Genomic DNA, 24,853 nt, shown 5'->3' with positions numbered 1-24,853 from the left:
TAAGACCTGGGGAAAGGAACCCGATAGAAGGCAAGTTTGGTCAGGCAAAAAACGGATACGGAATGAACCGGATCAGGGCAAGGCTCAAAAACACCAGCCAATCGTGGATCGCTTCAATTATCCTAGTGCTCAACCTGGTCAAATTGGCCGGGATGGCACTCCCATGTCTGAGTTTTTCAGCGTGGAAAGATTTAAAAAACATGCTCAGAAACGCCATAAGGCAGATTCTGGAGATCCAGAAAATACAAAACCAGCCCAGAGAGCTATCTGGCCTGGTTTTATAAACTGGTCTTTTTTGAGTTTTTCAGCAGACCCTAGTTATTAAAGGGTTACTTAAAAACAAATTCGATTTTAAGTATTTTTCCGTACAAATACAATTATTCCACACTCATACCTGGAAATAGCTGGATGCTACTCGTGCATTTTTGACCGTTTTTTAGGGCAGCCAGGCCTATTCTACGCGTTGCAATAAAGGAGTGGAAGACCTGTTTTTCAAATCGATCAGAAAACCGTTGACAACAGCATATTGTAACTCGCCCGCTTTCTCCAGGTAAAAATCAGCGCTGTTATCCAATCCTGGACTCATGTTCCGCGCCCGATCTCCCGAATACAATACCAATGGCAGATCATAAGGCTTACCTTTATCTTGCTCACGGATCCTGACTGCCATATAGCCTTGCTGCAGCATCTCCCATGCTGTGCTTTCCGTCAAATCCGCCAGAGCCATTTCTTTATCCCATATTTTTCCGTGGACCAGCGACATCCCGCTGGCATCCAGTTCCTGATAGCCATAATACACGGACAAGTCTCCCCAATCGGATACATTCCCGCGGGCAAAAAGGGTGTCGTTCTGGTATTGTTCAGACCGCCGTATTCCAATATCTGTCTGGTAGAGATATCCGGCTGCTTCAGTGCTCAGGTTCCGGATCAGCAGGTCCATCAATTTGGAATCATTGTCAGGAATAGCAAAATAATCCTCTTCTGTAAAATGCTCGTATCTCTTGACGGCGATTTCATACAAAGCATTAAGTATAATCATAAAATTCAGCTTCCTGATATACTGTTTTTCCGGATCGTCAGGATATCCGCCTGATTCAATCAGTATGGTGCTGGTACCCCACTTCTGGAAATTGTCACCAAAGGCCCTTGGTTCGAAGGTGTCGTTGTATTTGCCCACATGTCCCGGAACCTCTTCCTGCAATACCCTGTTCATACCAACAATCAATTTCATCGCCTTACTCCTTACCGCATTGATTTCCCTGGCCTCATTATAAGCCGGAGCCAGTACGGAAATGGTTGCCGGACGGGAAGTCCCCTGTGCATTGTAGTATATGTTTTGATCATGCAGGTTGAATCCAAATTCCGGTTGAAACGCTTCCCTCGCTTCCCTGAGCAAAATGCCTTCCGGACTGCTTTGGCGTATGGCATCCCGGTTGAGGTCAATGTGCTGAATATTCCTTCGTTGAAATCGTTCCGCCCCATCCGGGTTCACCATAGGAATGAAACGCAGCAGGAGATTTTGCCTGATAGTGCTACGCAACTCTGCGAAAGGATCATTATCTGAACCTTCCAAAAAATTAAAGAGGTCAAATAGTGCCATGGTGGCTGTACTTTCGTTACCATGCATCTGGGACCAGAGCAATACCTTCACGCCTCCCTCTCCGTAGGTCAGCGCATGCACCGGTCTGCCTTCTACCGAATGCCCCAGAATTTCATTTTGAAACGCTTTTGTCCTGTTTCGTATCAGGGGAGCGATCTTGTCGTATCCAAACCGGCGTTTGGTAATGCTGTGCTCGTGAAACTCGATAAAAGCTTCCTCCAGCACTGCCCGGTCGAGCATCGCAGGTTTCTGAGGCCCCTGACAAGCCTGGAATATAAACATCACAATGGAAAGAAATGAAAGGAAGCGTAGGTCGGTGGTCATTTCCAGTAAACAGGTTTGTTTTCCTGTAAATATGGCTAATTTAGATCAGAATATCATGAAAGAAACTAAATCCTGACCTGCTTTCTCTATCTTTGGGTAAAAAACACACCAGTCCAGTTTTATGAAGCTTGAATTACTACCGCATAAACTTCCATTGAAACATACCTTTACCATCGCCCACCAGAGCCGGGATGTACAGGACACGCTTATCGTAAAACTCGTAGACGATGAGGGCCGGTACGGGTTGGGAGAATCCACCACCAACCCATTTTACGGCATCAGTCTGGAAAACATGCAAAGCTGCCTCAATAGTGCAGCCGGACTGTTGGAGGAATCAGAACTCCTCCACCCCGAAAAACTATGGGAACTAACCAAAGCCCATTTTTCGGGCAACCCTTTTGCCCAATGTGCCCTGGACATGGCAGCCTGGGACCTGTATGCCAAATCGAAGAATCAAAAACTGTACGAATTGCTGCAACTGAATCCAGTTGATATCCCCACGACCAACTTTACCATTGGCATAGCCCCCATACCGAAAATGGTCGAAAAAATGAAAGAATTGGATTGGCCTATTTATAAAATAAAATTGGGCACTGACCACGATCTTGATATTGTAAAAGCGCTGCGCCAACATACAGATGCCGTTTTCAGGATTGATGCCAACTGCGCCTGGACCGCAGATCAGGCCATTGCTTTCTCAGAAGAACTTGCCCGGCTCAACGTTGAGTTTATGGAGCAACCACTTCCGAAAGATGATCTGGAAGGCATGAAAAAAGTATATGCAAAAAGTGCCCTTCCGGTGATGGCAGATGAAAGCTGCATCCAGGAGGCAGATGTAAAAAAATGTTATGGCCATTTTCATGGCATCAATGTAAAATTGGTCAAGGCAGGAGGAATTACACCTGGATTGAGAATGCTCCGGGAGGCAAAATCGCTTGGTATGAAGACCATGCTAGGATGCATGACCGAATCCTCTGTAGGAATATCCGCTATTGCCCATCTTGCTCCAATGCTAGACTATGTGGATATGGACGGAGCCATGCTCTTGGCGCGGGATATAGCCAGTGGTGTGACCATCAGTCCTGAGCGGGTCACTTTTCCGGACAGGCCGGGTACAGGAGCCCTATTGATCTAAAACGTCCTCCCTATGAGCCATACTTACTTCACCCAACAACTGGGTAGAAAAATCACATGTAACGAAAAAACCTACCTGCACTTTAGTGGAACCGCATACCTGGGGATTGGTGTGCTGCCTGAATTCACAAATCTGCTGATCGAAGGTATCCATAAGCACGGCCCCAACCATGGATCTAGCAGGAACAGCAATGTACAGCTCCCCATTTATGAGCAGTTTGAAATTGAATTTGCGAAAAATGCGGGTGCCCCTGAAGCACTTTTACTCAGCAGCGGATACAGTGCAGGGCAGCTTGCTCTGGATATCATGGCCCGGCAAACCGACCTGACCTGGGTCGCTCCGGATACCCATCCTGCTATACTTCCTGCGCGTTTCAAAAGTTTTCATGGCAGCATGGCTGCCTGGACAAAACATTGCATCCAAAAGTCAAAGGAGCTCATCGGACAAAATATCCTCATCCTTTCCAACGCAGTAAATCCACTGAAACCTGAGATTCACGACTTTCACTGGACCGAAAAGCTCTCACCTGCCAACAGGTATTTTTTACTGGTAGACGACAGTCATGCCTTTGGCGTGCTGGGAGATGACCTGTACGGCACCTATGCCAAATGGAGAGAACTCCCGGTAGCACTGATGGTTTGCGGTTCATTGGGAAAGGCACTTTCTCTTCCCGCCGGTATTATCCTCGGAAATTCCGAAACGATAGAAAACGCCCGGAAAAGCACTATTTTCCGTTCTTCCTCCCCACCTCCACCGGCCTTTCTGAATGCCTTTTTACAAGGCCGGCAATTGTACCTGGACCGGAAGAAAAAGCTACAGGATAATGTGTCGCAGGTATACCACATATTGTCTGGACAGAAGGAATTTGACCTGTTGGAAAACTACCCGGTCATCACTTTTTCTCCCATGGCATGGGTGGATCGGCTTCATGAAATGGGCTTTATTTTATCTTCCTTTCCCTACCCCGGCCCCGAAGACGACCCTGTAAACCGGATCGTGATTTCTGCCTGGCACGAAGAAGAGGACTTGAATTTACTTTTGAAGGCGCTTGCGAAATTACCGGCAGGCTGATGCCAGGGCGGCAATTTACTCCAGCTCCCCAGCCTGCTGGGTTTGCTTGTCATAGAGTGCGGCATAGGTACCTTTGGCCTGCATCAACTCCTCATGATTCCCTTTTTCTACTACCCTGCCGTCGTCCAATACGATGATCTGATCGGCCAATTTGGCGGAAGAAACCCGATGTGAAATGATGATGGAGGTCCGGCCTTTCATGATTTTCTCCAATGCATTCAATATGGCGTTTTCTGTTTTGGTATCTACTGCAGAGAGGCAATCGTCCAGCAGCAATATTCTGGGAGATTTGGCTATGGCCCTGGCAATAGATACCCGTTGTTTTTGCCCTCCGGATAAGGTAATGCCTCTTTCCCCCAACCGGGTTTGAAAACCCTTGGGAAACTCGACAATATTCTGATATACATCTGCATCCTTAGCTGCCTGTTCGATGATTTCAGCGGAAGGTTCTTCACCCAGGCCAAAGCCAATATTGTTGGAGATGGTTTCACTAAACAGAAATACGTCCTGAGGCACATAACCGATTTGTTCGCGTAGATTGGCAATATCAAAAGCCCTAATATCGTGTCCATCGATATAAATCCTGCCTTCAGTAGCATCATACATGCGCATGAGCAAATTGGCCACTGTAGATTTTCCAGAACCGGTGGTACCGATAATGGCCAATGACTGGCCAGCAGCAATGGAAAAACTTACCCTATCCAGTGCCCTGATGCCTGAATCAGGGTATACGAATGTAACATCTTCTACGCTGATATTGCCTTCCAGATCGAGTGAAAGATGTTCTGTACTGAGTATGTCATTTTTCTGATCTAAAAATTCGTTGATTCTGACCTGAGAAGCGGCTGCCCGCTGGACGATACTCGTGACCCATCCAAGTGAAGTGACCGGCCAGGTAAGCATGTTGACATACAATATAAATTCTGCGATGACTCCATAACCAATAGCACCTTCGATCACCTGAATGCCTCCTACATACACGGTGATAATGGTACTCAGACCGATCAGCGCCAATATCAGGGGAAAAAACAGGGATTGCACCCGGGTCAGCGAAATGGACTTTTCCTTGTAGTCTTCACTGGCTTTTTCAAATTGTACGGCGCTATCTTCTTCCCGCACAAAGGATTTGATCACCCGGATGCCTGAAAAAGCTTCCTGCACAAAGGTGCTCAACCCGGAAAGGCTCCTCTGGATTTTTTCCGACCTTTCATTGATCATGTTGTTGACCACATAGATGCTCAGCGAGAGTACGGGAAGCGGTAACAGAGAATACAAGGTAAGGGGTACATTTACCGTAAGCATATAGCCGATCACCATGGGAAACAGTATGATCAGGTTGATGCCATACATCAATGCCGGTCCAAGGTACATCCTCACCTTGGAAACGTCTTCTGTAATCCGGGCCATCAGGTCTCCGGTACTGTTTTGCCTGAAAAAGCTCAGTGGCAATTGTTGATAATGCCGAAAAATTTCATTTTTAATGTCATATTCGATCAGCCTGGACATGGCAATAATGGTCTGCCGGATCAAAAACAAAAACAGGCCACGAAGCAATGCCATCCCGAGGATTAGCAATCCAAAGATGACAATGTATTTAAGAAAGAAACTGCGGGCTACGGTTTTTACCACTCCTCCTTCTTCAAAGGCCTGATAATAGCTGAAAGTTTCAACCACATAATCGATGGCAATACGCACAAGCTGCGCCGGGATAATCACAAAAATATTGGAAATAAAGGTAAAAACTATTCCCAAAAACAGATACAGTTTATATTTATAGAGGAATTTATTTAATCTCCAAAGGGGCTTCACAAAATAAAAAACTTTTTGATGGACAATAACATGTACAATATATGTTATATTGCATTGGTTTTAACTGGCTGGATTGGAATTGATTTTGCAACCGCCTGCATTTACTTTAATCCAAATATAACGTTTTCCGCCGGCCATAGTTCAATTATTTGTCCTTTGCTGGTACATTTCTTAATTTGCAGAAATTTTCGATTTGAGAGGAAAAAGATACTTCGAAAACAGCATACGGCGTAAACCCCATCACGTTCTTTAATTTCAATTAATGTTAAACAGAAGAATCCTAAGAGTAAAAGCATTTCAATCACTTTATGCTTATCAGCAGTGCAAAAATTCAAATGCAACTCTTGCGCAAGATTTTATCAGAGAGGCATTTCTTCCTGATCTGCACACCATGGAGGTGCAGGACAAAAGCCAGTTAAAAAAAGATGCAGCGCGATGTGTTTCCCTTTTTTTAAAAAATCTTGACTCGGATGAATTTTATTCATCAAACGAACCTAATGAAAAGATAAGCAGTACGGCTGCCAAGGCTGTACATCTGTACCACAAGTACAATCTGAAGGACAAGGATTTTTTGAAGAACAACATGTTGACTGCCGTCGAGCAGATTCCGGCACTTTACCTGTATGCCATCAGCATGTTGGTAGGATTTGGCAACCATGTAAGGAACGAAAAAAGCAAAAAAAGGATTCTTGAAGACCATTCGGGAGTTCGCACTGCTTCCTCATATAATCTGGCAAACAACAGTGTGCTCAACATCATTGAAACCAATCATTCCTTCAAACGGGAATGCCTCAGATTTCAGGTGGGCCTTGAGGAATTGGAACAGGAGATGAAGGAATGGTACCGGGAGCTTGTAAAACCGCATGAGGATTACCAGCGGTACATGCTGGTTGAAAATCCGGATTTTGAGCAGGACAAAGAAGTACTTCAGGCAATCCTGAAAAAAGTGCTGTTTAAATCTGAAGCTCCGCTCAGTTTTTTTCAGGATAAGGACTTGAACTGGTCAGAAAACAAGCCGATTGTCAGAAGTTTGGCATCGAAAGTGCTGAAAAATATACAGGAAGGTGAAGATGCTGAAGCCGAAATACTCCCCGAGCTGGGGCTTAACTGGGAGGAGGATAAGGAATTCTTCCAAAATATATTTAACTTGACGGTTACTTCGGATGAATACTTCAGTCGCCTGATCGCCGAAAAAACCAAAAATTGGGACGTAGAGCGAATTGCCCTCACAGACAAGGTAATTCTGGTAATGGCTTTAACAGAAATGGTAAATTTTCCGAGTATTCCGACCAAGGTTACCATTAACGAATACATCGACATTTCGAAAACGTACAGTACGCCCAAGAGCAAACAATTTGTAAATGGACTTTTAGATACTTTATCGAAAGAATTAACCGATAGCGGAAAAATCCGTAAAAGTGGTAGAGGACTTATTGATAATAAATAACGCAGATATAATGAGTAAAAAAACAAATTCAATGTTCGTTTTTGCCTTGGGTGCAGGATTAGGGGCTGTCCTGGGGGTGCTTTTTGCGCCGGATTCAGGCAATAACACCAGAGATAAATTATCTTACCGCCTGGGTAAGTACAGAAATGAATTGGAGGATCTGATTGATGATCTTGTAGAAGGAAAAAGCCTGCCCGATAACCTGGCGAAATCAGAAGGAGACAAGGTGATTACCGAGGCCAAATCAAAGGCAGAAAACCTGCTCAACGATGTGAACAAACTAATTGATCAAATCAATAAAGAAAATAATAATTAAAATATTAGTCTATGAATTATTCAAAAATCTCCGTATGGCTTTTAGCGGCTTCCTTATTGATTGTCGGGGCCTGCAGTCAGCAGGAAAAAGATGACCGGATAGCTGCTTTGGAAGAAAAAATTTCTCAATTGGAGCAAAATCGGGTGGTAACGCCAACCAACACCCAAAATGTTAGTCCCGCCGATCCTTCGTCCCTTGCTGCCTTCTCTTTTGAAGAAGAAGTGTATGATTTTGGTACCATACAAGAGGGGAAAGTAATCGAGCATCTCTTTACCTTTGAAAATTCGGGCCAGGCCCCACTGGTGATTTCAAATATCCAGGCATCCTGCGGCTGTACGACCCCCGAATGGACCAAAACACCGATCAAACCGGGTGAAGAAGGATTCGTAAAAGTGGCCTTTAACTCTACCGGAAAATCCGGCGTGCAGAGTCCAACGGTGACGATTCAGGCCAATACTTCACCAAATGTGACCCGTTTAAGATTAAAAGGAACAGTAAACAGAAATTCGGATTCAGCATCTCAGCCTGCTGCAGGTCCCGTTAAAAGATAAACATGTTGAATCAAATATTGCTTCAGGTAGATGGTGCCGGTTCCGGCATTATGGGTCAGGTATTTCTGTTTGGAAGTATCATTCTGATCATGTATTTTTTCATGATCAGACCTCAGCAGAAAAAACAAAAGGAAACCACCAAATTTATCTCCGAAATTAAAAAGGGGGATCATGTCGTAACAGTAGGAGGAATTCATGGCAAAGTATTCTCGGTAGAAGGGGATATCGTGCAGATCGAACTGGACAAGGGAATCAAACTGAAGGTAGAAAAATCAGCCCTTTCCCTGGATTACTCCAAAAAATTGAATAATGCCAAATAATATTTCCTACCCTTGAGTGCATTAGGTGATTATTTCAGGAAACTGAAACCTCAAAAAACGTCAAACCTCAAAGTGGTCGTCCTGTGTGTATTCACGGCTTCCACTTTTTGGCTTTTGAACGCTTTAAATAAAGACAATTATACCACCACCGTCAATCAACCCGTAGTGATCGAATACGATACGGAAGAATACATGGCGGTAGCCGATGTACCCAGGGAAATCCGAATTTCGATCAATGGCAACGGCTGGGACTTGCTCAAAAGGCACTTTAAGATTGGTGTCACCGAATTTAAAATCAGTCTGGACGAACCTTCCCGGCAGCCATTTATCCTGACCTCGTCCATTGAACCTCAGCTATCGGAACATATTTCCAGCACCAACCTCGTGGATATCGTCCAGGATACATTATTTTATGAGATAGATAAGATCGTATCGAAACGAATTCAGCTGGTGGCTGATACCACTGAAAATACCCTGGCTGAAAACCATGATTACGCCTCAGATATAGCGATAGAACCTCAAACCGTCATGGTACGGGGCCCGATATCGATCATTGAACGGCTGGAAGGCGAGCTGAGGGTCTCGCTGGGAGAACAAAACATCAGGGATGATTTCTCCAAATTGCTTCCGCTGGAGTTGAGCAGAGAGCTGGGCCGGTTTCTTGCCCTTGAGGAGGAAACAGCACAGGTGTCCTTTCAGGTAGACGAATACCTTGAAAACAATCTGCAACTCGAAATCCAGAAACTTTACTTTCCGAACAATGTAAGTATAAGCAGTGACATCACAGAGGTAAGCGTAAACCTTTTTGTGAGGGAAAGCAGCATGGAGGATTTTGAAAAACTCGAACTTGAGGCCATTTTAAACTACAACAACAGAAACCGGGAAGACAGTACCATCTCCGTTTCCTTAAATACCGAGCCGGAATATATCCGGGACATCACTTTCGAACCAGAAAACTTCAGGCTGTCTTATGAGTAGGCCAGTGCTGGTAGGTATCAGCGGAGGTATAGGTGCCGGAAAGACATTGGTATGCCGCATTTTTTCGTTATTGGAGGTGCCCATCTACAATGCGGATGAAAACGCAAGGTGGCTGATGGCCCATGAGCCAACCCTCAAATCAGAGATCCGCGCAGCATTTGGTTCCGAATCCTACCTTTCAGACGGAAGTCTGAATAGAAAATACCTGGCAGACAAGGTCTTTTCAGATCCGGTGCTCACCAAAAGGATAAATGCGCTGGTTCATCCGGCTGTACAATCCCATTTCAAAGATTGGGCCCAGCGGCAGGAATCAACGTATGTTTTAAAAGAGGCAGCCTTATTGTTTGAGACCGGATCCTACCAGGAGCTGGACCTTACCATCCATGTTACGGCTCCCAGGGCGCTGAGGACACAACGGATACGCAAAAGAGATCCACATAGGAGCGATTCTCAGATCGATCAGATCATGAAGAAACAGTGGAAAGACAACAAAAAAAACAATATGGCTGATGTTGTCCTCTACAATGATGAGCAGCGGCTGGTAATACCGCAGGTCATTGAAATCCATAGGCTACTGCTGGCTGGGAAGTTCTAAAGCCATCAGATTTCTGCCAGACGGATCTGGTCCAGATAGAATTTCATTCTGGAGTGCCGTTGGTTTAGGAATTCGATTTTATCGATCCTATCATATTTGTGGTTGTAAAAAACCTCTACATATTCCTTTCCCAACAAATACAGATTTACTTTATAGGCGTAATAGCGAATGGCTACCACAAATGTACCTTCTGTGTATAGTTTTTGGATCTTTTTATGAAGTGTCAGTTTTCTAAAGTCTTCTTTGCTCATATCACTACTCTTGGTGCCACGATAACAAATCTCCCGATGCAGGTCCTTTGGGTATAACGTTCCAGAAAAAATAAAAGTAAAAAATTAATGTAAAAATTGCATTCCAATCCAGAAGTTATTTGGGACTGGACGGTTGCCTTTTGCTAGATTGCTTTTTGGGTGTTAGCTTTAAACTTTTAAAAGTCGGTAAAATTCCAGTTGCATATGCATATTAACAGCGCAGTAAAAATCAGGTGCTACTTACTGATGTTTGGCTTGTCTCTGATCTTGTTGGGTTCCTGCTCTTCTGCCCGCAAGATGCGGCAGCAGAACATTCAGCAGGTAGTAGATACGGCAAAGTCTTTTCAGGGCACACCGTACCGTTATGGAGGAAGTAGCAGGGCAGGGATGGATTGTTCTGCTTTGGTTTATCTGTCTTTCAGAAGTGTGGGGGTTACCCTGCCCAGGGTCTCCGCAGATCAGAGCCGAATTGGAAAGAGGGTATCCAGAAGAAAATTGAAAAAGGGTGATGTGGTATTCTTCGCCACCGGCAAACGAAGGCGGCGTGTGACCCATGCAGGCATCGTGACTGAAAAGAGACCTGGCAGGACCTACTTTATCCATGCATCCACCTCATTAGGCGTGACAGAAGACCATATCCAATCAAAATACTGGTCCAGAAGATGGGTCAGGGCCAGGAGAATTTTCTAGGAAGAAATCAAAAAACACAGGAACGAGGTCTATTCCAATCCTTAAAAAAATAGTATCATAAAAAATCCAGACAAAGTGGATTAATTTTTAAAACATCCTTTGGTATTCAGCAATATTAACTAATTTTGCACTCGAATTTAAAGTATTGTTCCTATTCATATTAAAATATAACAATGGCGAATACTGGTAAGATAACTCAGGTAATTGGTCCTGTTGTGGATGTTTCCTTCGAAGGAAGCAAACTGCCAAATATCCTTGATGCGCTGGAAATTACAAAAGAAAATGGCCAGAAAGTGGTTCTGGAAGTTCAACAACATCTGGGCGAAGACCGGGTTAGAACCATTGCAATGGATTCTTCGGAAGGAATGGTCAGAGGGATGGCAGTGCTGGACCTGGGTGCTCCCATATCTGTACCCACAGGAGACAGTATCAAGGGCAGGTTATTCAACGTCGTAGGCGAAGCCATCGACGGACTGCCACAACCAGATACCCAAACCCGGCTACCAATCCACCGGGCAGCGCCAAAGTTTGAAGATCTATCCACCTCTACAGAGGTTTTGTACACCGGAATTAAGGTCATCGACCTGATTGAGCCTTATGCAAAAGGGGGTAAAATTGGTCTTTTTGGAGGTGCAGGTGTTGGGAAAACGGTACTGATCCAGGAGTTGATCAACAATATAGCCAAAGCCTATTCGGGGCTTTCTGTGTTTGCAGGTGTAGGCGAGCGTACCCGGGAAGGAAATGACCTCCTGAGGGAAATGATAGAATCGGGAATCGTTACCTACGGGGATGATTTCGTCAAGTCGCTGGAAGAAGAAGGCGGATGGGACCTGTCTCAGGTTAATCTGGACAAATTGCAGGATTCCAAAGCTACTTTTGTGTTTGGTCAGATGAACGAACCTCCGGGAGCCCGTGCCCGGGTAGCCCTTACGGGTTTGACCCTGGCGGAATATTACCGGGACGGAGAAGGAGAAGGTGCCGGAAAGGATATCCTATTCTTCATTGACAATATTTTCCGTTTTACCCAGGCGGGTTCTGAAGTATCGGCCCTACTGGGCAGGATGCCATCTGCGGTGGGTTATCAGCCTACATTGGCCACAGAGATGGGAGCCATGCAGGAAAGAATTACCTCTACCAAGAACGGATCCATTACATCTGTGCAGGCGGTTTATGTACCCGCAGATGATTTGACAGATCCTGCACCAGCAACAACATTTGCTCACCTGGATGCGCAAACCGTTCTTTCGCGAAAAATTGCCGAGCTGGGTATATATCCGGCAGTGGATCCACTGGATTCAACCTCCAGAATCCTGGAGCCAAGTGTAGTTGGTGAAGCGCATTATAAATGCGCCACGAGTATCAAGGAATTACTACAACGGTATAAAGAACTGCAGGACATTATCGCTATCCTCGGTATGGAGGAACTCTCCGAAGAAGATAAAATGGTCGTTCACCGCGCAAGAAGAGTTCAGCGATTCCTTTCCCAGCCGTTCCACGTGGCCGAGCAGTTTACCGGTCTCAAAGGGGTATTGGTAGACATCAAGGACACCATCAAGGGATTCAATATGATCATGGATGGAGAGCTCGATCATCTGCCCGAAGCGGCCTTTAACCTGGTAGGTAGCATAGAAGATGCCATCGCCAAGGGTGAGAAAATGCTGGCGGAAGTAAAATAAGGATAGGTTTGTAATGAGGGGCAGGTAACCTGCTCATCACAAATAGAAAAAATGCATTTAGAGATCATTACCCCGGACAAAAAAGTATTTGAAGGAGAAGTGTCAGAAGCTACCTTTCCTGGAGCAAACGGTTCTTTTCAAGTATTGAACAACCACGCTGCCATCATATCCGCATTGGATAAAGGGGCTGTTTCCTATACTACTTCCAGTGGGCGCAAATCCCTGGTAGTTGAGGGAGGAGTAGTAGAGGTAAATGACAATAAAATCATTGTACTGGCCGAAAAGGTGATTGCCTGACCGGCAGACAGCAACATAGAATAAGGGTTCCGAAAAATTTCGGAACCCTTTTTTATTTCCTCAGGAAAGTCAATACATTTTTTACTGAACCCTTTTCCATAAGCAGCGCTCTTGCCGCTTCGTAATCTGCAATGCCTGCCCTTTCCATAACCATTTTCACTCCACGGTCTATGATCTTGTCATTGATCAGCAGCACATTTACCATCTTATTATCCTCTACCCTGCCCAGTCTGATCATGGCCGTCGTAGAAATCATGTCAAAAATCATTTTCTGGGCAGATCCGGCTTTCATACGAGTACTACCGGTGACAAATTCCGGACCGGTGATGACCTCCACCGGAAAATCTGCTTCCTCTGCTATGGGAGTGCCAGGATTGCTGACGATACAACCGGTGGGAATACCCGCCTGCCGGCAGGCCTTTAATGCTGCCAGGACGAAGGGCGTTGTGCCACTTGCCGATATACCCAGTACGAAATCAGCGTTCGAGATATTTTCCCGCTCCAAAGCCTGCCAGCCGGCTTCCAGGTTATCTTCTTCTTCCTCTCTGGCCTCGACGAGCCGATCTACCCCACCGGCCAAAATCACATTTACTACTCCTTTGGGGATTCCGTAGGTGGTCGGCAATTCAATCGCGTCCAACACAGATAACCTTCCCCCGCTACCCGCTCCGAGGTAAAATAAGCGGCCTCCATCCCGTAGTTTCTGGACGATGTTTTCTATCAGCAGATTGAGCTGGGGAAGTGCTTTTTCAATTGCAATGGCAACCTTTTTATCTTCCCTGTTAATGTGGGCTGTCAATTCAGCAACAGACATCTTCTCCAGGTGGCGGTATAAAGAAGGTTGTTCGGTAATTCTATTCATGCGACTAACGGTATAAAATTAAAATAAATAAATGTAATCAGACGATGGTCCCAAAGCTACCCCTATCCTGAGGTTTTTCTCCCGCATGTACGGATTTGATCACGTTGATATCTGAAATCAGTGTGCGCCCAATCAGAGCAAAATCGGAACTGTGAATAACGATATTTGCACCTTCTTTCACCCACTTTTGCTGTCTTTCAGGACCCTCTGAAAAGTGAATGCCTACCCCGAGACTGTTTTTTTTGCATGTCCTGATTATTTGTTTAACGGCAGTTTGAAAGTCCGGGTGATCATAATCTTCCGGTATGCCCATACTTACAGATAGATCATGCGGACCAATGAAGACAGCGTCCAGTCCTTCTATGGATAACAATTCGTCCAATTTATCGAGTGCGGGAACGCTTTCAATGTTCGCTATGCAAATATTTCCCTGATTATAACGGTCAATATAAGTCTTCAGTTTAGGATCTATGGCCTCTTCTCCAGATAATATCCCTGATAGTTTACGACCTTTCAAAGGTCTGTATTTGGTAGCACCCACCAAAACCCTGATCTCCTCCACAGACTCAATGTAGGGAGCTACTACACCTACGGCTCCGGCATCTATGGCCTGACAGGCCAGGTAATGATCAGGCCTGGTCACCCGTACCAATGGAGAAATATGCCTACCCCTATTCGCCTGGCACATATGGGCCAACTCATTTCTGGATATTGGAATATGCTCTGTGTCAATGAAGACAAAATCCAGTCCTGCCTGCTGCATTGCGGCCGGCCATAATGGGTGGTGAGCAGTGATGCAGGTACCATAAACCAATTCTCCGGATCTTATACTGCGCAAAAAGCCCATAAAGTTAATTATTCCAATGGTGAGCTGATCGCATCCAGGTATCTACCCATCCAATATGGCAGCAACCAAATATCTCCTGCGCTACTTTCCTGCGTGCCATCCCTTCCGCCATCCAGCCCGAAGCGGTTTGCATTGTGTCTTCTGATCTGTAATTCATCCGGAGGAAGCACTTCCCGGGTGGTTTGGCGCCTGAAATTTTCCTCGATCAGTTCGATATCCTTTCTGTGACTGTTTTTTACTGTCCAGTTGATCAGATCCAGCGGGTATTCTTCCAAATACCAAATGGCTTCTTCCAGATCAAAATTCTCCGGAGACACCATAGCCGTAAAGATGTTCCAGAGCCCATCTTTTTCGGGCCGTTCGGCCTCCCAATGGTCAACGATGGCAGCTTTGTATTTTTCTTTCAATTCATCGGTGAAAGCATACCTGTACAGACCCCAATAACCCAAAAAGTACATTTCATCATCAGAATGATTCCAGGACTGGGAAAGCATGGCAGCCCATTCATCACTTCCTTCCTTAGCCCTTCCGATCTCCTCCATGGGACGCATCAGGTTTTCCAGATAGCCATGGTTTTCCATAAGTTCATATGCCTTTTCCTTGTACATTTCCTTCCCGGTAAAATGATAGGCGGTCTGCAGCATGGCTACAATGTTTGAGGAATTCAATTTCCGGTCGCCTACCATGGTGGGAAAGCTATTGACATAGTCCGGATGCCACCTTCCCCAGGTAGTAGGTTTTCCATCGTAATCTACCAGATACCAATCGTTGTCCACGATATGCTGCATGAGCTCGTCCAAAAGCCGGACCGCTTTATGGCGGATAGTCTCATCCTCCACCAATTCTGCAATAACGCCAAACACAAATACATGCCCGATGGCCTCATCACTGCTGGTCGTGGCCTTCCAGTCCCATTCCGGATCTTCAGCGTGTTGCCAACGCTCCGGGTCTGAGAGCCGCTCTATGTAGCCACTCCGCTCAAAAGACCGGGAAGGGAACCCAGCTACCGGATTGATGGTATATAAACGCTCCATGGCATCCAGCGATTCCCTTACATGCTGCAAGGCATCTGCAGAGCCGGTCACAGCGTACCGAAACGCTTCACCAGCCAGGTACATCGATGTCCAAAGACCGTCATTATCCGAGTCACCCAATCTCCCCGAGTTCACATTTCCCTTTTCCATTCCCACAAGACTGGCGTTGAAGCCATGCCGTATATGTCTTTCCCGAACCTGTCTGTCATAAATTGCAGCTTTCTCTGCCAGCGTGTAGGTATCAAAAACAAGTGTCCCCAGTCCCTGATCAGTCAGCAGCAGTATTTCATCTTCGTTTTTCTGGCTGATTTGGATTACTCTTTCGGCAGGTAACCACCGCTCTCCATAGTAATAATTGAACTTTCCATCCTCGCGAAGCATAAAAGCCCCCATCTCAGACCCAAACCAAAGTAATCCATTGATCTCTTTGATCGCTGTCAAATCCGGCCATGGCAAACTGGTATTTTTCTCGCCTATCCGCTGCCGCGTATTGAGATCCCATTCAAAAAACCCTTCCCGGGTGCCAATCGCCAATCTATCTTTTCCACTGCGTAGCTCAAAACAGGTGAGCTTGTTTTCGGAAAACATCTTCTCCAATGACTTTTGGCCAGGTGAAAATACCAGAACTTCATTTGCAGACAGCAAATAAAAAACCTTTCTGTGCCTGTCGTATTTTATATCCAGAATTTCCGAACCGTCCAGCTTGCCCTGCCACAACGATCCTTCTTCTCCGATCAATTGAAGGGCGCTGCCGTCTGACACCAAAAAATTAAAATCTTCGCCATGGGCAAAAATACTGGCAGCCGGAAGTGCATGCGCCAGGTAAAGGCTACCTGCCCAGGCGTTGCTAAAAACAGCCTTTTCGTCCAGGTACACAAACTGTCCGTCAACCAGCGTCATGCTGCTGACAGCTTTATCTTTCATGGGTAGGTATGTCCTGTCCGGAATCAATTCCCCCGGATACAAAAAGTCTCCTGCATGGGGGCGATATAATCCATCCCTGGACAAAACCTGAACCGTTCCATTCCTGTCGGCAAAAGCTTTGACAAATTGTTGCTGCTCTTCAGGTGAATACCTGACTGCAAATTCCTGTATGAAAGGCAGGTCTAAATGTTTCTTTGCACTGGAAACAGGCAGCTTTTGCGCCTTCAACTGCGTGAAACCAAAAACGAAACCCAGGAACAAAAGGAATGTGAATTGTAATTGCTTCATTTTTATAAGAAAATTTTAATGGTGAGATCATTATTTGGGGCTACATCCGGGCAAGCCTTTCAGAGAGTAGAAAACATCGAAAATACTGCTCCCTTTGAGGAAATTCGCAAATTATCAACATCGGGTTTTGGGTTCACTGCTGCGCCAGGTTTGTCAAAAATAAATTTGTCCGCCCTGCCCGAAAGACAGTAGCGGACAAAACTTACCTAACCTAACTACTAAAGTCAAATCAATTCTACCCTTCAGAGGCAATTAATCTACTCACCTGTAATACAGAAGAAGGGGCAGGAAGGACTATCCTCAGAAAAAATTATTTGGATCAATCTTTACATATTTAATAGATTTGTCACCATTTTCGAGATGATAGGAATAGGTAGCATGGATTATCCCGTCTACATCCTGGATAAGCGAGGGATAGGAAAATCCTCCGAAGCCCTTTTTTTCATCTTCCAGGTAAATTTTTCCCCTCCAGGTCCTTCCTTCATCATCGGAAACATACATGGATAACTTGTATCGTCCATCATCCACATCATTGCCTAAAAACACCCAGAGACCATTGTCCAACGTCAATAATTCTACGCTGGCTGTATTGGGAATACTGGATTTCTCGGCAGCAGACCAGGTCATCCCTTCATCTGTCGAAAAGCTTCTTTGCAACCTGTTGGGAGCATCTCCACTATCCCGCATCAGGGCCATTATTTCACCATCTTCTCTCTGCGCCAGTGCAGGCTGGATAGGGCCTCTTCCTACTATTGGCAGACTGGGGGTCCAGGTTGCGCCATCATCATCAGAAATCGCCACCATAGAAAGATTAAATCCATCAGAGTAAAGCGGCAAGAGCATTCTTCCTGATTGCAAAACGAGTGGTTTGATCCTCGTCATCCAGCCGATGCTCGTTTTTTTGCTATCCTTACTTGCCTCAATGATCATGTCGTCGTATTTGGGCGCATATTCTGCCCATCCGGAGTTATTTTCAGGCAGCTCGCTGAATTTGCTGACAACCTCCTCGTGAAATTCGCTGCCGGGCTTCAGCAAAATATTATCCTGCCAGTTCCAGATGGGGGCGCCTGCATTGTCATAGGCCGTGCTGGTCCGCAACCTGATAATAGACTGCTCCCAGCGATTTGCCTGTACCGCTATCCAGACCAGGAAAAGCTTGCCCTCCTGATTGAGAAACATTACCGGATTACAATCGGGTATTCCGGGGGTATCGGCCAGCAAAAAAGGAGCTCCCCATTGGCTCTCCCGTCGCCTTAATCTTGCCCCCATGATCCGTACATCATCGGCAGTTCTTTCTCCTGATCCTTCAAACCATGCGGCGAGCAAATCACCGTTGGGAAGGGCTACAATGCTGCTGCCATGAACATGATTTTTCTGAAGCGGAAATATCAGTTGCTCGTCCACAATTACCTTATCTCTGGGGATGTATTGTCCAAAGGCAGTCAATCCCAGAAACGTCAGTAACAGACATAATGATGGTATCTTCATTTGATTCTCTTTCTTCTTTCCATTACTTCCTGCCAGGTCGTCAGTAAAATTCCCTCCTCAGCGATAAATTTTTCCAATTCCGGATCGGTCATTGCCAACATATCCGCGTACCTCGATCCTCCCGAAGAACTGATCCGGTCAAAAGTTTTACGATCTCCATTGCTGTGCACAATGATCATGGCAAGTCCGGGCTCCATTTCCCTCAGCACAGCCTTAAACTGTGCCACTTTAAATTTGCCCCAGGCTTTATCATCCGGATTTCCGTCCGGTTTCCAATTTCCGCTCACACTGTGTAAATCGTCCAATACTGGAAGACCGGCGGTCCAGATCTGCTTACCGATCGCTGCCGACTTTTCCAGCATTTCATTGCGGGGCAGCTCCATACCTTCACTGTATTTCCCTTCCTTTTTCAATGCCTTGATCATATTGTCATTCATAGACTGTTCCAAAAGCTTATTGTTGCCTCCGGGAAACATGACAGGTATGCCATAGTCCACGCCTACTTTAATGTATCGTTCCAAAAAGGGAGGATGGTAAAACAAGGTACCCATATGACTGTCCAGGTGTGTCGGCTTCAAACCCATGGCCAGTGCCCTGTCGATCTGGGCTCGTATTTCGACTTCCACCTCATCGGCAGAGGCGTGTCGCACCACCTCATTTACCGATGGCCAAAAAGCGCCCTCCGGATCGACCAGCCCGGGAACTGCCTCTTTCCCCGAAACAGGATGCCAGCGATAATCACTCCATTCAGAAGTCAGTGTGAGGTGAATACCTGCGTCCATGGGCTCCTGCAGCGCATGTCTGATAAAACTGGCCGCCCAGGGGCATGGCATCATGATACTGCAGGAGGTGGCCACTCCGTTTTCTATCGACCTGATCGTCCCCTCGTTGGATTCATAGGACATCCCTGCATCGTCAACATGAAATATCACCACCCTTGCCCCGGTAGGAAAGCCCAATTTTTCGGCATAGGTAGCTTCCTGACGCGCGACGGCAGTAAGCGCCATTAACAATAAGTAAAAGCCCAGGATTACATTAACTTTCAAAGCCATATCTGCCAATTAAATTCCTTCGATTTTGCCCTTCCAGAATGCGACTCTCTCCCTGTTCCAGGTATAGCAAGCTACCAAATGCCCGTCTTCGTAAAACATGGCGGGATAGGAGAGTTCATCTGATTCTCCCTCGCCCTTTTCTATGTCAAACCTTTGACTCCAGGTATGCCCATTGTCTGTGGAAACGGCTACAGAAATCGGAAACCTGTCTCCCCAATTCTCAGAAACCGGATTGTAAATCACTGCCAGCTTCTCCGCACCCAAATGGGCCACGTCGATTCCGCTATTATTGTTCGGAAGAGAGGTTTCTTCTACAGCCGACCAGGTTTTTCCATAGTCCTCCGAGTCTGCCCGGCAGATTTTTCCGGAGCTGCTCCGCATCAGCATGTGTACATGCCCGGGTTTTGACTCCCAAAGCGCGGGCTGGATCACCCCTTCCCCTTCAATTACATTACGGTCCATTTCCAGTTTTTCGGTGGCCTCCCAGGTTTTTCCGCCATCCTCTGAGCGGTCTACGAAAACCGTCCATACCTTATTTTTCTCATCAGAGGCCGGAGCAAGCCAGGTACCGTCAGACAATACCAGCATGTGATTTCTTACAGGCCCACGACCGCCTTTATCCCCCGGTACCAGCTCGACAGCCTCCGACCAGCTGTCTCCTCCATCCTCGGTGTGCTGTACCCAGGTTTCCCAGTAATCAATTTCCTTTCCTACCTTAAAATAGAGATATACCTTCCCATCCGGAGCATTAAACAGCACCGGATTCCAATGGGGGTCATTCCTCACCTTTACCAGCAATTTGGGTGCTGACCAGTCACCGGGAGACCCCTTTGCTGTCCAGATTCCCACATCATCGTTTTTTTCATGAGATCCTGCAAACCAGGCCATCAGGTACGTCCCATCACCAAGCCCCACAATGGTAGACGCGTGGCACTGCGGAAAGGGCCGGTCATCGCCAAATACATGTTCATACGCAACGGTGCTGATTTCTATCCCGTCCGGTTCTTTGTCGGTATGCCTATTTTTCACATCTGTATTCCCCTGGTTGCACGAATGCAACAATACCACAAGTACAAATCCTATTGTCCAAACAAGTTTTTTCTTTTTCATCATTTTTTAATCTGTGCGGGGACCCACCTGAAAACTATACCGCAGAAAACCTTACTCCGCTACCGAAATCCAACTGATGCTTTTTTTACCGTTTTTAGAATTAACGTTTGAAAGGCTTCAGATGATGGCGAGGATAAGGCCATACCGGATAATGAATCCCACTTTTACCCAATAATTATCAAGTAGTTCTTTACTAATTTAATCTCTATCTGTTTTTCAAGCGAATTGGTATGACTAGATAAATTACTGTTGTAAAAACAGAAAAGACCATCATTTATCCTGTATAATTTTTTACTGTCCCAAACCCATGGAGGTCAACATCCCTTTACTGAAGAAATCCCCCCTTTTCATGACCTTCTGGTTTTACCGCTTTTTCTAAATCGGAAACAATATGAAAAAGGATTGCATTTATTCCAAACGAAATGATGCAAACCCCTCTGCCCCTGGGAAGGAGAAAATCGTTTCTGTGAATCACCTCTCGATTCTGATTTGAACCATTAGAAAAGACTCCTGTCCGATAGTACATTGCCAGAATTCAAAGTATAACAGCTAAAAAGGAAAGCCTGTCATTGTCATTGATTTTTGATTATCAAACAGTTATAGTCAGACGTTGACACCAGATCGGCTTGAGGTAAATTGGTAAAATATTTAAATTAAGGTATATTTGTTATTTAATTTTTTATAAAACTCACCTGTATTAGCGCAATGAACATAGGAATAGATTTAGGTGGTACGAAAATCCAGGTTGGCATAGAAAAAGACGGGAAGATCATCCACAAAACAAGAGCCCTCTTAAAGGAAAAAGACGATCTGCGATCCACATTGGATCAGGTGATTCAATTTATCAAACCTCTTACCCTGCATAAAGTAGATGGTATTGGTATCGGCGTACCATCGGTGGTGGACGTGGAAAAAGGCATTGTTTATAATGTAACCAATATTCCCTCCTGGGAAAAGGTGGCGCTTAAAGATATCCTGGAAGAAGAATTCAACCTGCCTGTTTTTGTCAACAATGATGTCAATTGCTTTACCATCGGCGAACACAAATTTGGCTTAGGGAAAAATTATAGTTGTATGGTAGGTATGTCCATAGGCACCGGACTGGGATCAGGGATTATCATCGGAAATAAACTGTATGCGGGCATCAATTGCGGGGCCGGAGAAATCGGACTTCTCCCCTATAAGGATAAAAATATTGAATTTTATGCGAGCGGAAATTTTTTTAGTGCCTTTTACGAAACCACGGCTCTGGAGGCATTTACCGCAGCGAAAAAAGGTGATGCGAAAGCCCTGGATCAGTGGGCAGCTTTTGGCCACCATTTTGGTGCAGCCGTCCAGGTAGTCATGTATACCTATGACCCCGAGGCAATTGTAATCGGGGGATCAGTAGCCAATGCTTACCCTTATTTTGAGGCCAGTATGCGGCAAAGCTTCGGGGATTTCATTTACCCAGAATCGATAAAAAAACTAAACATTCACCTAACCAAAAATGAGGACATTGCACTTCTGGGCGCTGCTGCCCTGGTGGATCTGTCTCTGGAGCATGCCAATGGTGTAGTACGCAAATAGGCCAGCTTCCCGGACCGGCTCATTGCCTGGTGATCAGTTCAGTCCACAAAAATCAGAACCAACAAATTGATTGTAATCACTCAAACTTTTATCATTAACTTCATACTCTATAAATAGCATGATATGAATCAAAATAAACTCATCGTAGCGTTAATATTGTTGATATTTTTTGTCATTTCCTTTTTGACCAATATCCTTGGCCCCATCATTCCGGACATCATTGATAGCTTTACCCTAAGTATCGGACTGGCCGGCTTCCTGCCCTTCTCCTTCTTCGTGGCCTACGCCGTTATGTCCATTCCATCGGGTATATTGGTAGAAAAATACAAGGAAAAAAAGATGCTGGTGCTCGCTTTCTCACTTGCTTTTCTGGGCGCCATCTTATTTGCGCTGATTCCGGGATTTGCTGTCGCCCTGACTTCTCTTTTTATCATTGGCATCGGAATGGCCATCCTGCAGGTAGTTATCAATCCACTGCTCCGGACAGCGGGCGGTGAAGAGCACTTTGCTTTTAATTCCGTAATGGGACAACTGGCGTTTGGGGCAGCATCCTTCCTTAGTCCCATGCTCTACAGCTATCTGGTGACGAATATGCACACCGGCAAAGCATCCCTGCTCTTTACCTTTCTGGATGGCATGGTTCCCGAAAACCTCAAATGGGTGTCTTTGTACTGGGTTTTTGCCGTCATCGCGTTTGTCATGGTGATCGTGGTTTATCTGGCCAGGTTTCCGAAGGTAGAGCTCAAGGAAGATGAAAAAATTGACATTGCCGTGGCATTCAGGGAACTGCTTTCCAACAAAATCGTGATCCTCTATTTTCTCGGAATATTCTGCTATGTAGGTACCGAACAGGGCATTGCCAACTGGATTTCAAAATTTTTGCAGACCTACCATGGTGTGGATCCTGCCACCACCGGCGCCACGGTAATTTCCTATTTCTGGGGCTTGCTGACTATTGGCTGTCTGCTTGGCTTGCTGCTATTGAAATTTATGGATAGCCGAACCGTTCTGATTGGGTTCACTTCCGGTGCGATCCTGGCCTTGTTGGTGGCCCTTTTTGGTCCGGTATCCTGGGCGTTGATAGCTTTTCCCCTGACTGGTTTTTTTGCTTCCGTGATGTGGTCCATCATATTTTCCCTGGCATTGAATTCCGTTCCTCAGCATCATGGGACCTTTTCCGGCATACTTTGTACCGGAATTGCCGGAGGAGCAGTAGTACCTCTTATCGTAGGAGGTATTGCTGAAATTACAGGGCTGAAGTTGGCCATGCTATTTCTTCTGATTACCTTAGGCTACATCCTGAGCATTGGAATCTGGGCCAAACCGCTGGTGAGCAATGCTACCAAAAACCTGAAGGACATCTTTCGATAGAACATGTATAAAATCATTTTGCTACTTGATTTTGCTGAGGAATATAGTAAAAGCCTATTGAAAGGGATTTCCAAATATTCTGCAGAACACGGGCCCTGGACTTATTGCCGCATGCCCCTGTACTACCGGGAGACCATCGGCATAAAAGGAATACTGGATTGGGCAAAGGATTGGGGAGCAGATGGCATCATCGGTCAGTTATACAATGAGATGGATCTCAAAATGATTCTGGATGCAAAAATCCCGGTGATTGCACAGGATTTTAAAGAAAGATTTAGCGAGCTACCTAACATAACCGGAGCTTACCATGAGGCCGGCGAAATGGGCGCTGAGTATTTTTTGCGTAAGGGGTTTAAAAATTTTGCTTTTTATGGATTCAATGATATCGTGTGGTCCAGAGAACGGGCTGAAGGCTTCGAAAAAAAAATCAACTCTGTTGGGTCAAAGGTCCATTATTTTGAACACCGAAAGTCCCGTTCTACCGATCTGTGGTATTACAAGAGCAATTCTCTGAGCAAGTGGCTGAATTCCCTGCCCAAACCAATAGCTCTGATGACTTGTGACGACAATCAGGGGCTGCACATCACCGAGGCCGGTAAGCAGAACAGGATAAGAATCCCTGAAGAGGTGGCCGTTTTGGGTGTGGACAATGATGAAATGCTTTGTGAACTTTCAGATCCTCCTTTGTCCAGTATCGGGCTTGATATAGAAAAGGGGGGGTATGATACGGCCAAATTGATGGAACACATGATCCAAAATGGTGCAGACCAGTTTTATGATATTCATGTAAAGCCTACACAGATCATCACCCGCCAGTCTACCGATATCTATGCAACCAACGATGATCATATCGCCTCCACCCTAAAATACATCCACAAAAACATAGAAAAAAACCTTCAGGTGGAAGAGGTAGTCAAACAAGTCCCTCTCTCCAGACGCAGCCTGGAAAAACGCTTTCACCAAATCACAGGCTATCCCATCTACAAGTACATTTTTAATTTGCGCATAGAAAAATTCACGCAAAAACTTTTAGAAACAGACCAAACCGTATTTGAAATTGCCCTTGATCTGGGTTTAAATGACAGCAAAAATATTGCCCGGCAGTTCAAACAGGTGAAAGGCTGCAATCCGATTGAATACCGGAAGCGGTATCTCGCCGGCAAATAAACATCCCTTCGGGAATAGGTTACTTTTCCCCATCAATAAATGCTGCAAATCTGAGTAGTACAAACACCTCCTCATGGGTAT

Annotated in this window: 24 protein-coding genes; 15 read left to right on the top strand and 9 right to left on the bottom strand. The window is 45.6% G+C overall.

Annotation, left to right across the window (positions count from 1 at the left end; genetic code table 11):
• On the top strand, positions 1-284 hold a 284-nt coding region (locus BUB19_RS24790; protein WP_394333887.1), incomplete at its 5' end, for a transposase.
• A gap of 167 nt (positions 285-451) precedes the next feature.
• Here BUB19_RS24790 and BUB19_RS18295 read toward each other — a convergent pair.
• Positions 452-1,924 carry a M14 family metallopeptidase gene (locus tag BUB19_RS18295; protein ID WP_073096468.1) on the bottom strand — a complete coding sequence of 491 codons (1,473 nt, stop codon included), beginning with the start codon at positions 1,922-1,924 and terminating at the stop codon, positions 452-454.
• A 121-nt stretch (positions 1,925-2,045) separates the two neighbouring features.
• Here BUB19_RS18295 and BUB19_RS18290 point away from each other — a divergent pair, with 121 nt between their 5' ends.
• A complete protein-coding gene (locus BUB19_RS18290; protein WP_073096466.1) occupies positions 2,046-3,059 on the top strand; it encodes a mandelate racemase/muconate lactonizing enzyme family protein in 1,014 nt (337 codons plus the stop codon).
• A 12-nt stretch (positions 3,060-3,071) separates the two neighbouring features.
• Positions 3,072-4,130 carry an aminotransferase class I/II-fold pyridoxal phosphate-dependent enzyme gene (locus BUB19_RS18285; protein ID WP_073096464.1) on the top strand — a complete coding sequence of 353 codons (1,059 nt, stop codon included), beginning with the start codon at positions 3,072-3,074 and terminating at the stop codon, positions 4,128-4,130.
• A gap of 15 nt (positions 4,131-4,145) precedes the next feature.
• Here the strand turns inward: BUB19_RS18285 and BUB19_RS18280 are convergent, their stop codons facing one another.
• On the bottom strand, positions 4,146-5,939 hold the full coding sequence (locus BUB19_RS18280) for an ABC transporter ATP-binding protein (RefSeq protein WP_073096462.1): 1,794 nt from the start codon (positions 5,937-5,939) through the stop codon (positions 4,146-4,148).
• A 262-nt stretch (positions 5,940-6,201) separates the two neighbouring features.
• On the opposite strand from BUB19_RS18280, the gene nusB reads away from it, so the two are divergent.
• The 6 genes from nusB to coaE are packed head-to-tail and all read left to right on the top strand — an operon-like array spanning position 6,202 to position 10,146.
• On the top strand, positions 6,202-7,386 hold the full coding sequence (nusB, locus tag BUB19_RS18275) for a transcription antitermination factor NusB (RefSeq protein WP_073096460.1): 1,185 nt from the start codon (positions 6,202-6,204) through the stop codon (positions 7,384-7,386).
• Between the two features lie 10 nt (positions 7,387-7,396).
• Entirely contained in the window at positions 7,397-7,702 is a 306-nt protein-coding gene (locus tag BUB19_RS18270; RefSeq protein ID WP_073096458.1) for a YtxH domain-containing protein, read from the top strand.
• Positions 7,703-7,713: 11 nt separating this feature from the next.
• Positions 7,714-8,253, top strand: a complete 540-nt coding sequence (locus BUB19_RS18265) for a DUF1573 domain-containing protein (protein WP_073096456.1) — start codon at positions 7,714-7,716, stop codon at positions 8,251-8,253.
• 2 nt (positions 8,254-8,255) lie between these two features.
• The gene (gene yajC / locus BUB19_RS18260) at positions 8,256-8,573 is read left to right on the top strand and encodes a preprotein translocase subunit YajC (protein ID WP_073096454.1); all 318 of its coding nucleotides are present in this window, start codon (positions 8,256-8,258) and stop codon (positions 8,571-8,573) included.
• A 12-nt stretch (positions 8,574-8,585) separates the two neighbouring features.
• Complete coding sequence (locus tag BUB19_RS18255; RefSeq protein ID WP_073096452.1) at positions 8,586-9,551, top strand: CdaR family protein; 966 nt, start codon at positions 8,586-8,588, stop codon at positions 9,549-9,551.
• Positions 9,544-10,146, top strand: a complete 603-nt coding sequence (gene coaE / locus BUB19_RS18250; protein WP_073096450.1) for a dephospho-CoA kinase — start codon at positions 9,544-9,546, stop codon at positions 10,144-10,146. The genes BUB19_RS18255 and coaE overlap by 8 nt, the downstream gene beginning before the upstream one ends.
• A gap of 5 nt (positions 10,147-10,151) precedes the next feature.
• Here coaE and BUB19_RS18245 read toward each other — a convergent pair whose 3' ends face one another.
• The gene (locus BUB19_RS18245; protein ID WP_073096448.1) at positions 10,152-10,397 is read right to left on the bottom strand and encodes a hypothetical protein; all 246 of its coding nucleotides are present in this window, start codon (positions 10,395-10,397) and stop codon (positions 10,152-10,154) included.
• 204 nt (positions 10,398-10,601) lie between these two features.
• Here BUB19_RS18245 and BUB19_RS18240 point away from each other — a divergent pair, with 204 nt between their 5' ends.
• From BUB19_RS18240 to atpC, 3 genes are all read left to right on the top strand, one after another.
• Positions 10,602-11,087 (top strand): C40 family peptidase, encoded by a 486-nt coding sequence (locus BUB19_RS18240; RefSeq protein WP_073096446.1) that lies wholly within the window; start codon positions 10,602-10,604, stop codon positions 11,085-11,087.
• Positions 11,088-11,260: 173 nt separating this feature from the next.
• Positions 11,261-12,763: a F0F1 ATP synthase subunit beta gene (gene atpD, locus BUB19_RS18235; protein WP_073096444.1), complete on the top strand. Its 1,503-nt coding sequence runs from the start codon at positions 11,261-11,263 to the stop codon at positions 12,761-12,763.
• A gap of 51 nt (positions 12,764-12,814) precedes the next feature.
• Complete coding sequence (gene atpC / locus BUB19_RS18230) at positions 12,815-13,060, top strand: ATP synthase F1 subunit epsilon (RefSeq protein WP_073096442.1); 246 nt, start codon at positions 12,815-12,817, stop codon at positions 13,058-13,060.
• 52 nt (positions 13,061-13,112) lie between these two features.
• Here the strand turns inward: atpC and BUB19_RS18225 are convergent, their stop codons facing one another.
• The 6 genes from BUB19_RS18225 to BUB19_RS18200 form a co-directional block, all read right to left on the bottom strand.
• The gene (locus BUB19_RS18225; protein ID WP_073096440.1) at positions 13,113-13,922 is read right to left on the bottom strand and encodes an N-acetylmuramic acid 6-phosphate etherase; all 810 of its coding nucleotides are present in this window, start codon (positions 13,920-13,922) and stop codon (positions 13,113-13,115) included.
• A gap of 37 nt (positions 13,923-13,959) precedes the next feature.
• Complete coding sequence (locus tag BUB19_RS18220) at positions 13,960-14,769, bottom strand: HpcH/HpaI aldolase family protein (RefSeq protein WP_073096438.1); 810 nt, start codon at positions 14,767-14,769, stop codon at positions 13,960-13,962.
• Between the two features lie 8 nt (positions 14,770-14,777).
• Complete coding sequence (locus BUB19_RS18215) at positions 14,778-17,015, bottom strand: ligand-binding sensor domain-containing protein (protein WP_073096436.1); 2,238 nt, start codon at positions 17,013-17,015, stop codon at positions 14,778-14,780.
• Between the two features lie 300 nt (positions 17,016-17,315).
• Positions 17,316-18,503 (bottom strand): sialidase family protein, encoded by a 1,188-nt coding sequence (locus tag BUB19_RS18210; protein WP_073096434.1) that lies wholly within the window; start codon positions 18,501-18,503, stop codon positions 17,316-17,318.
• Positions 18,500-19,555, bottom strand: a complete 1,056-nt coding sequence (locus BUB19_RS18205; RefSeq protein WP_073096494.1) for a polysaccharide deacetylase family protein — start codon at positions 19,553-19,555, stop codon at positions 18,500-18,502. Before BUB19_RS18205 ends, BUB19_RS18210 begins: the two co-directional genes overlap by 4 nt.
• Positions 19,556-19,564: 9 nt before the next feature.
• Entirely contained in the window at positions 19,565-20,668 is a 1,104-nt protein-coding gene (locus BUB19_RS18200; protein WP_143156090.1) for a sialidase family protein, read from the bottom strand.
• A gap of 702 nt (positions 20,669-21,370) precedes the next feature.
• Here BUB19_RS18200 and BUB19_RS18190 point away from each other — a divergent pair.
• The 3 genes from BUB19_RS18190 to BUB19_RS18180 all read left to right on the top strand — a co-directional run bounded on the left by BUB19_RS18190 (position 21,371) and on the right by BUB19_RS18180 (position 24,772).
• A complete protein-coding gene (locus tag BUB19_RS18190; protein WP_073096430.1) occupies positions 21,371-22,234 on the top strand; it encodes an ROK family protein in 864 nt (287 codons plus the stop codon).
• Between the two features lie 123 nt (positions 22,235-22,357).
• Positions 22,358-23,605 carry an MFS transporter gene (locus BUB19_RS18185; protein ID WP_073096428.1) on the top strand — a complete coding sequence of 416 codons (1,248 nt, stop codon included), beginning with the start codon at positions 22,358-22,360 and terminating at the stop codon, positions 23,603-23,605.
• 3 nt (positions 23,606-23,608) lie between these two features.
• Positions 23,609-24,772, top strand: coding sequence for a DNA-binding transcriptional regulator (locus BUB19_RS18180; RefSeq protein WP_073096426.1), 1,164 nt, complete (start codon positions 23,609-23,611; stop codon positions 24,770-24,772).
• Positions 24,773-24,853: the final 81 nt, after the last annotated feature.

Origin of the sequence: Cyclobacterium lianum (assembly GCF_900143075.1) — a bacterium.
GTDB lineage: Bacteria > Bacteroidota > Bacteroidia > Cytophagales > Cyclobacteriaceae > Cyclobacterium > Cyclobacterium lianum.
Note: the sequence above shows the minus strand (reverse complement) of the source record. Positions and strands in the feature narration are given on the sequence as shown.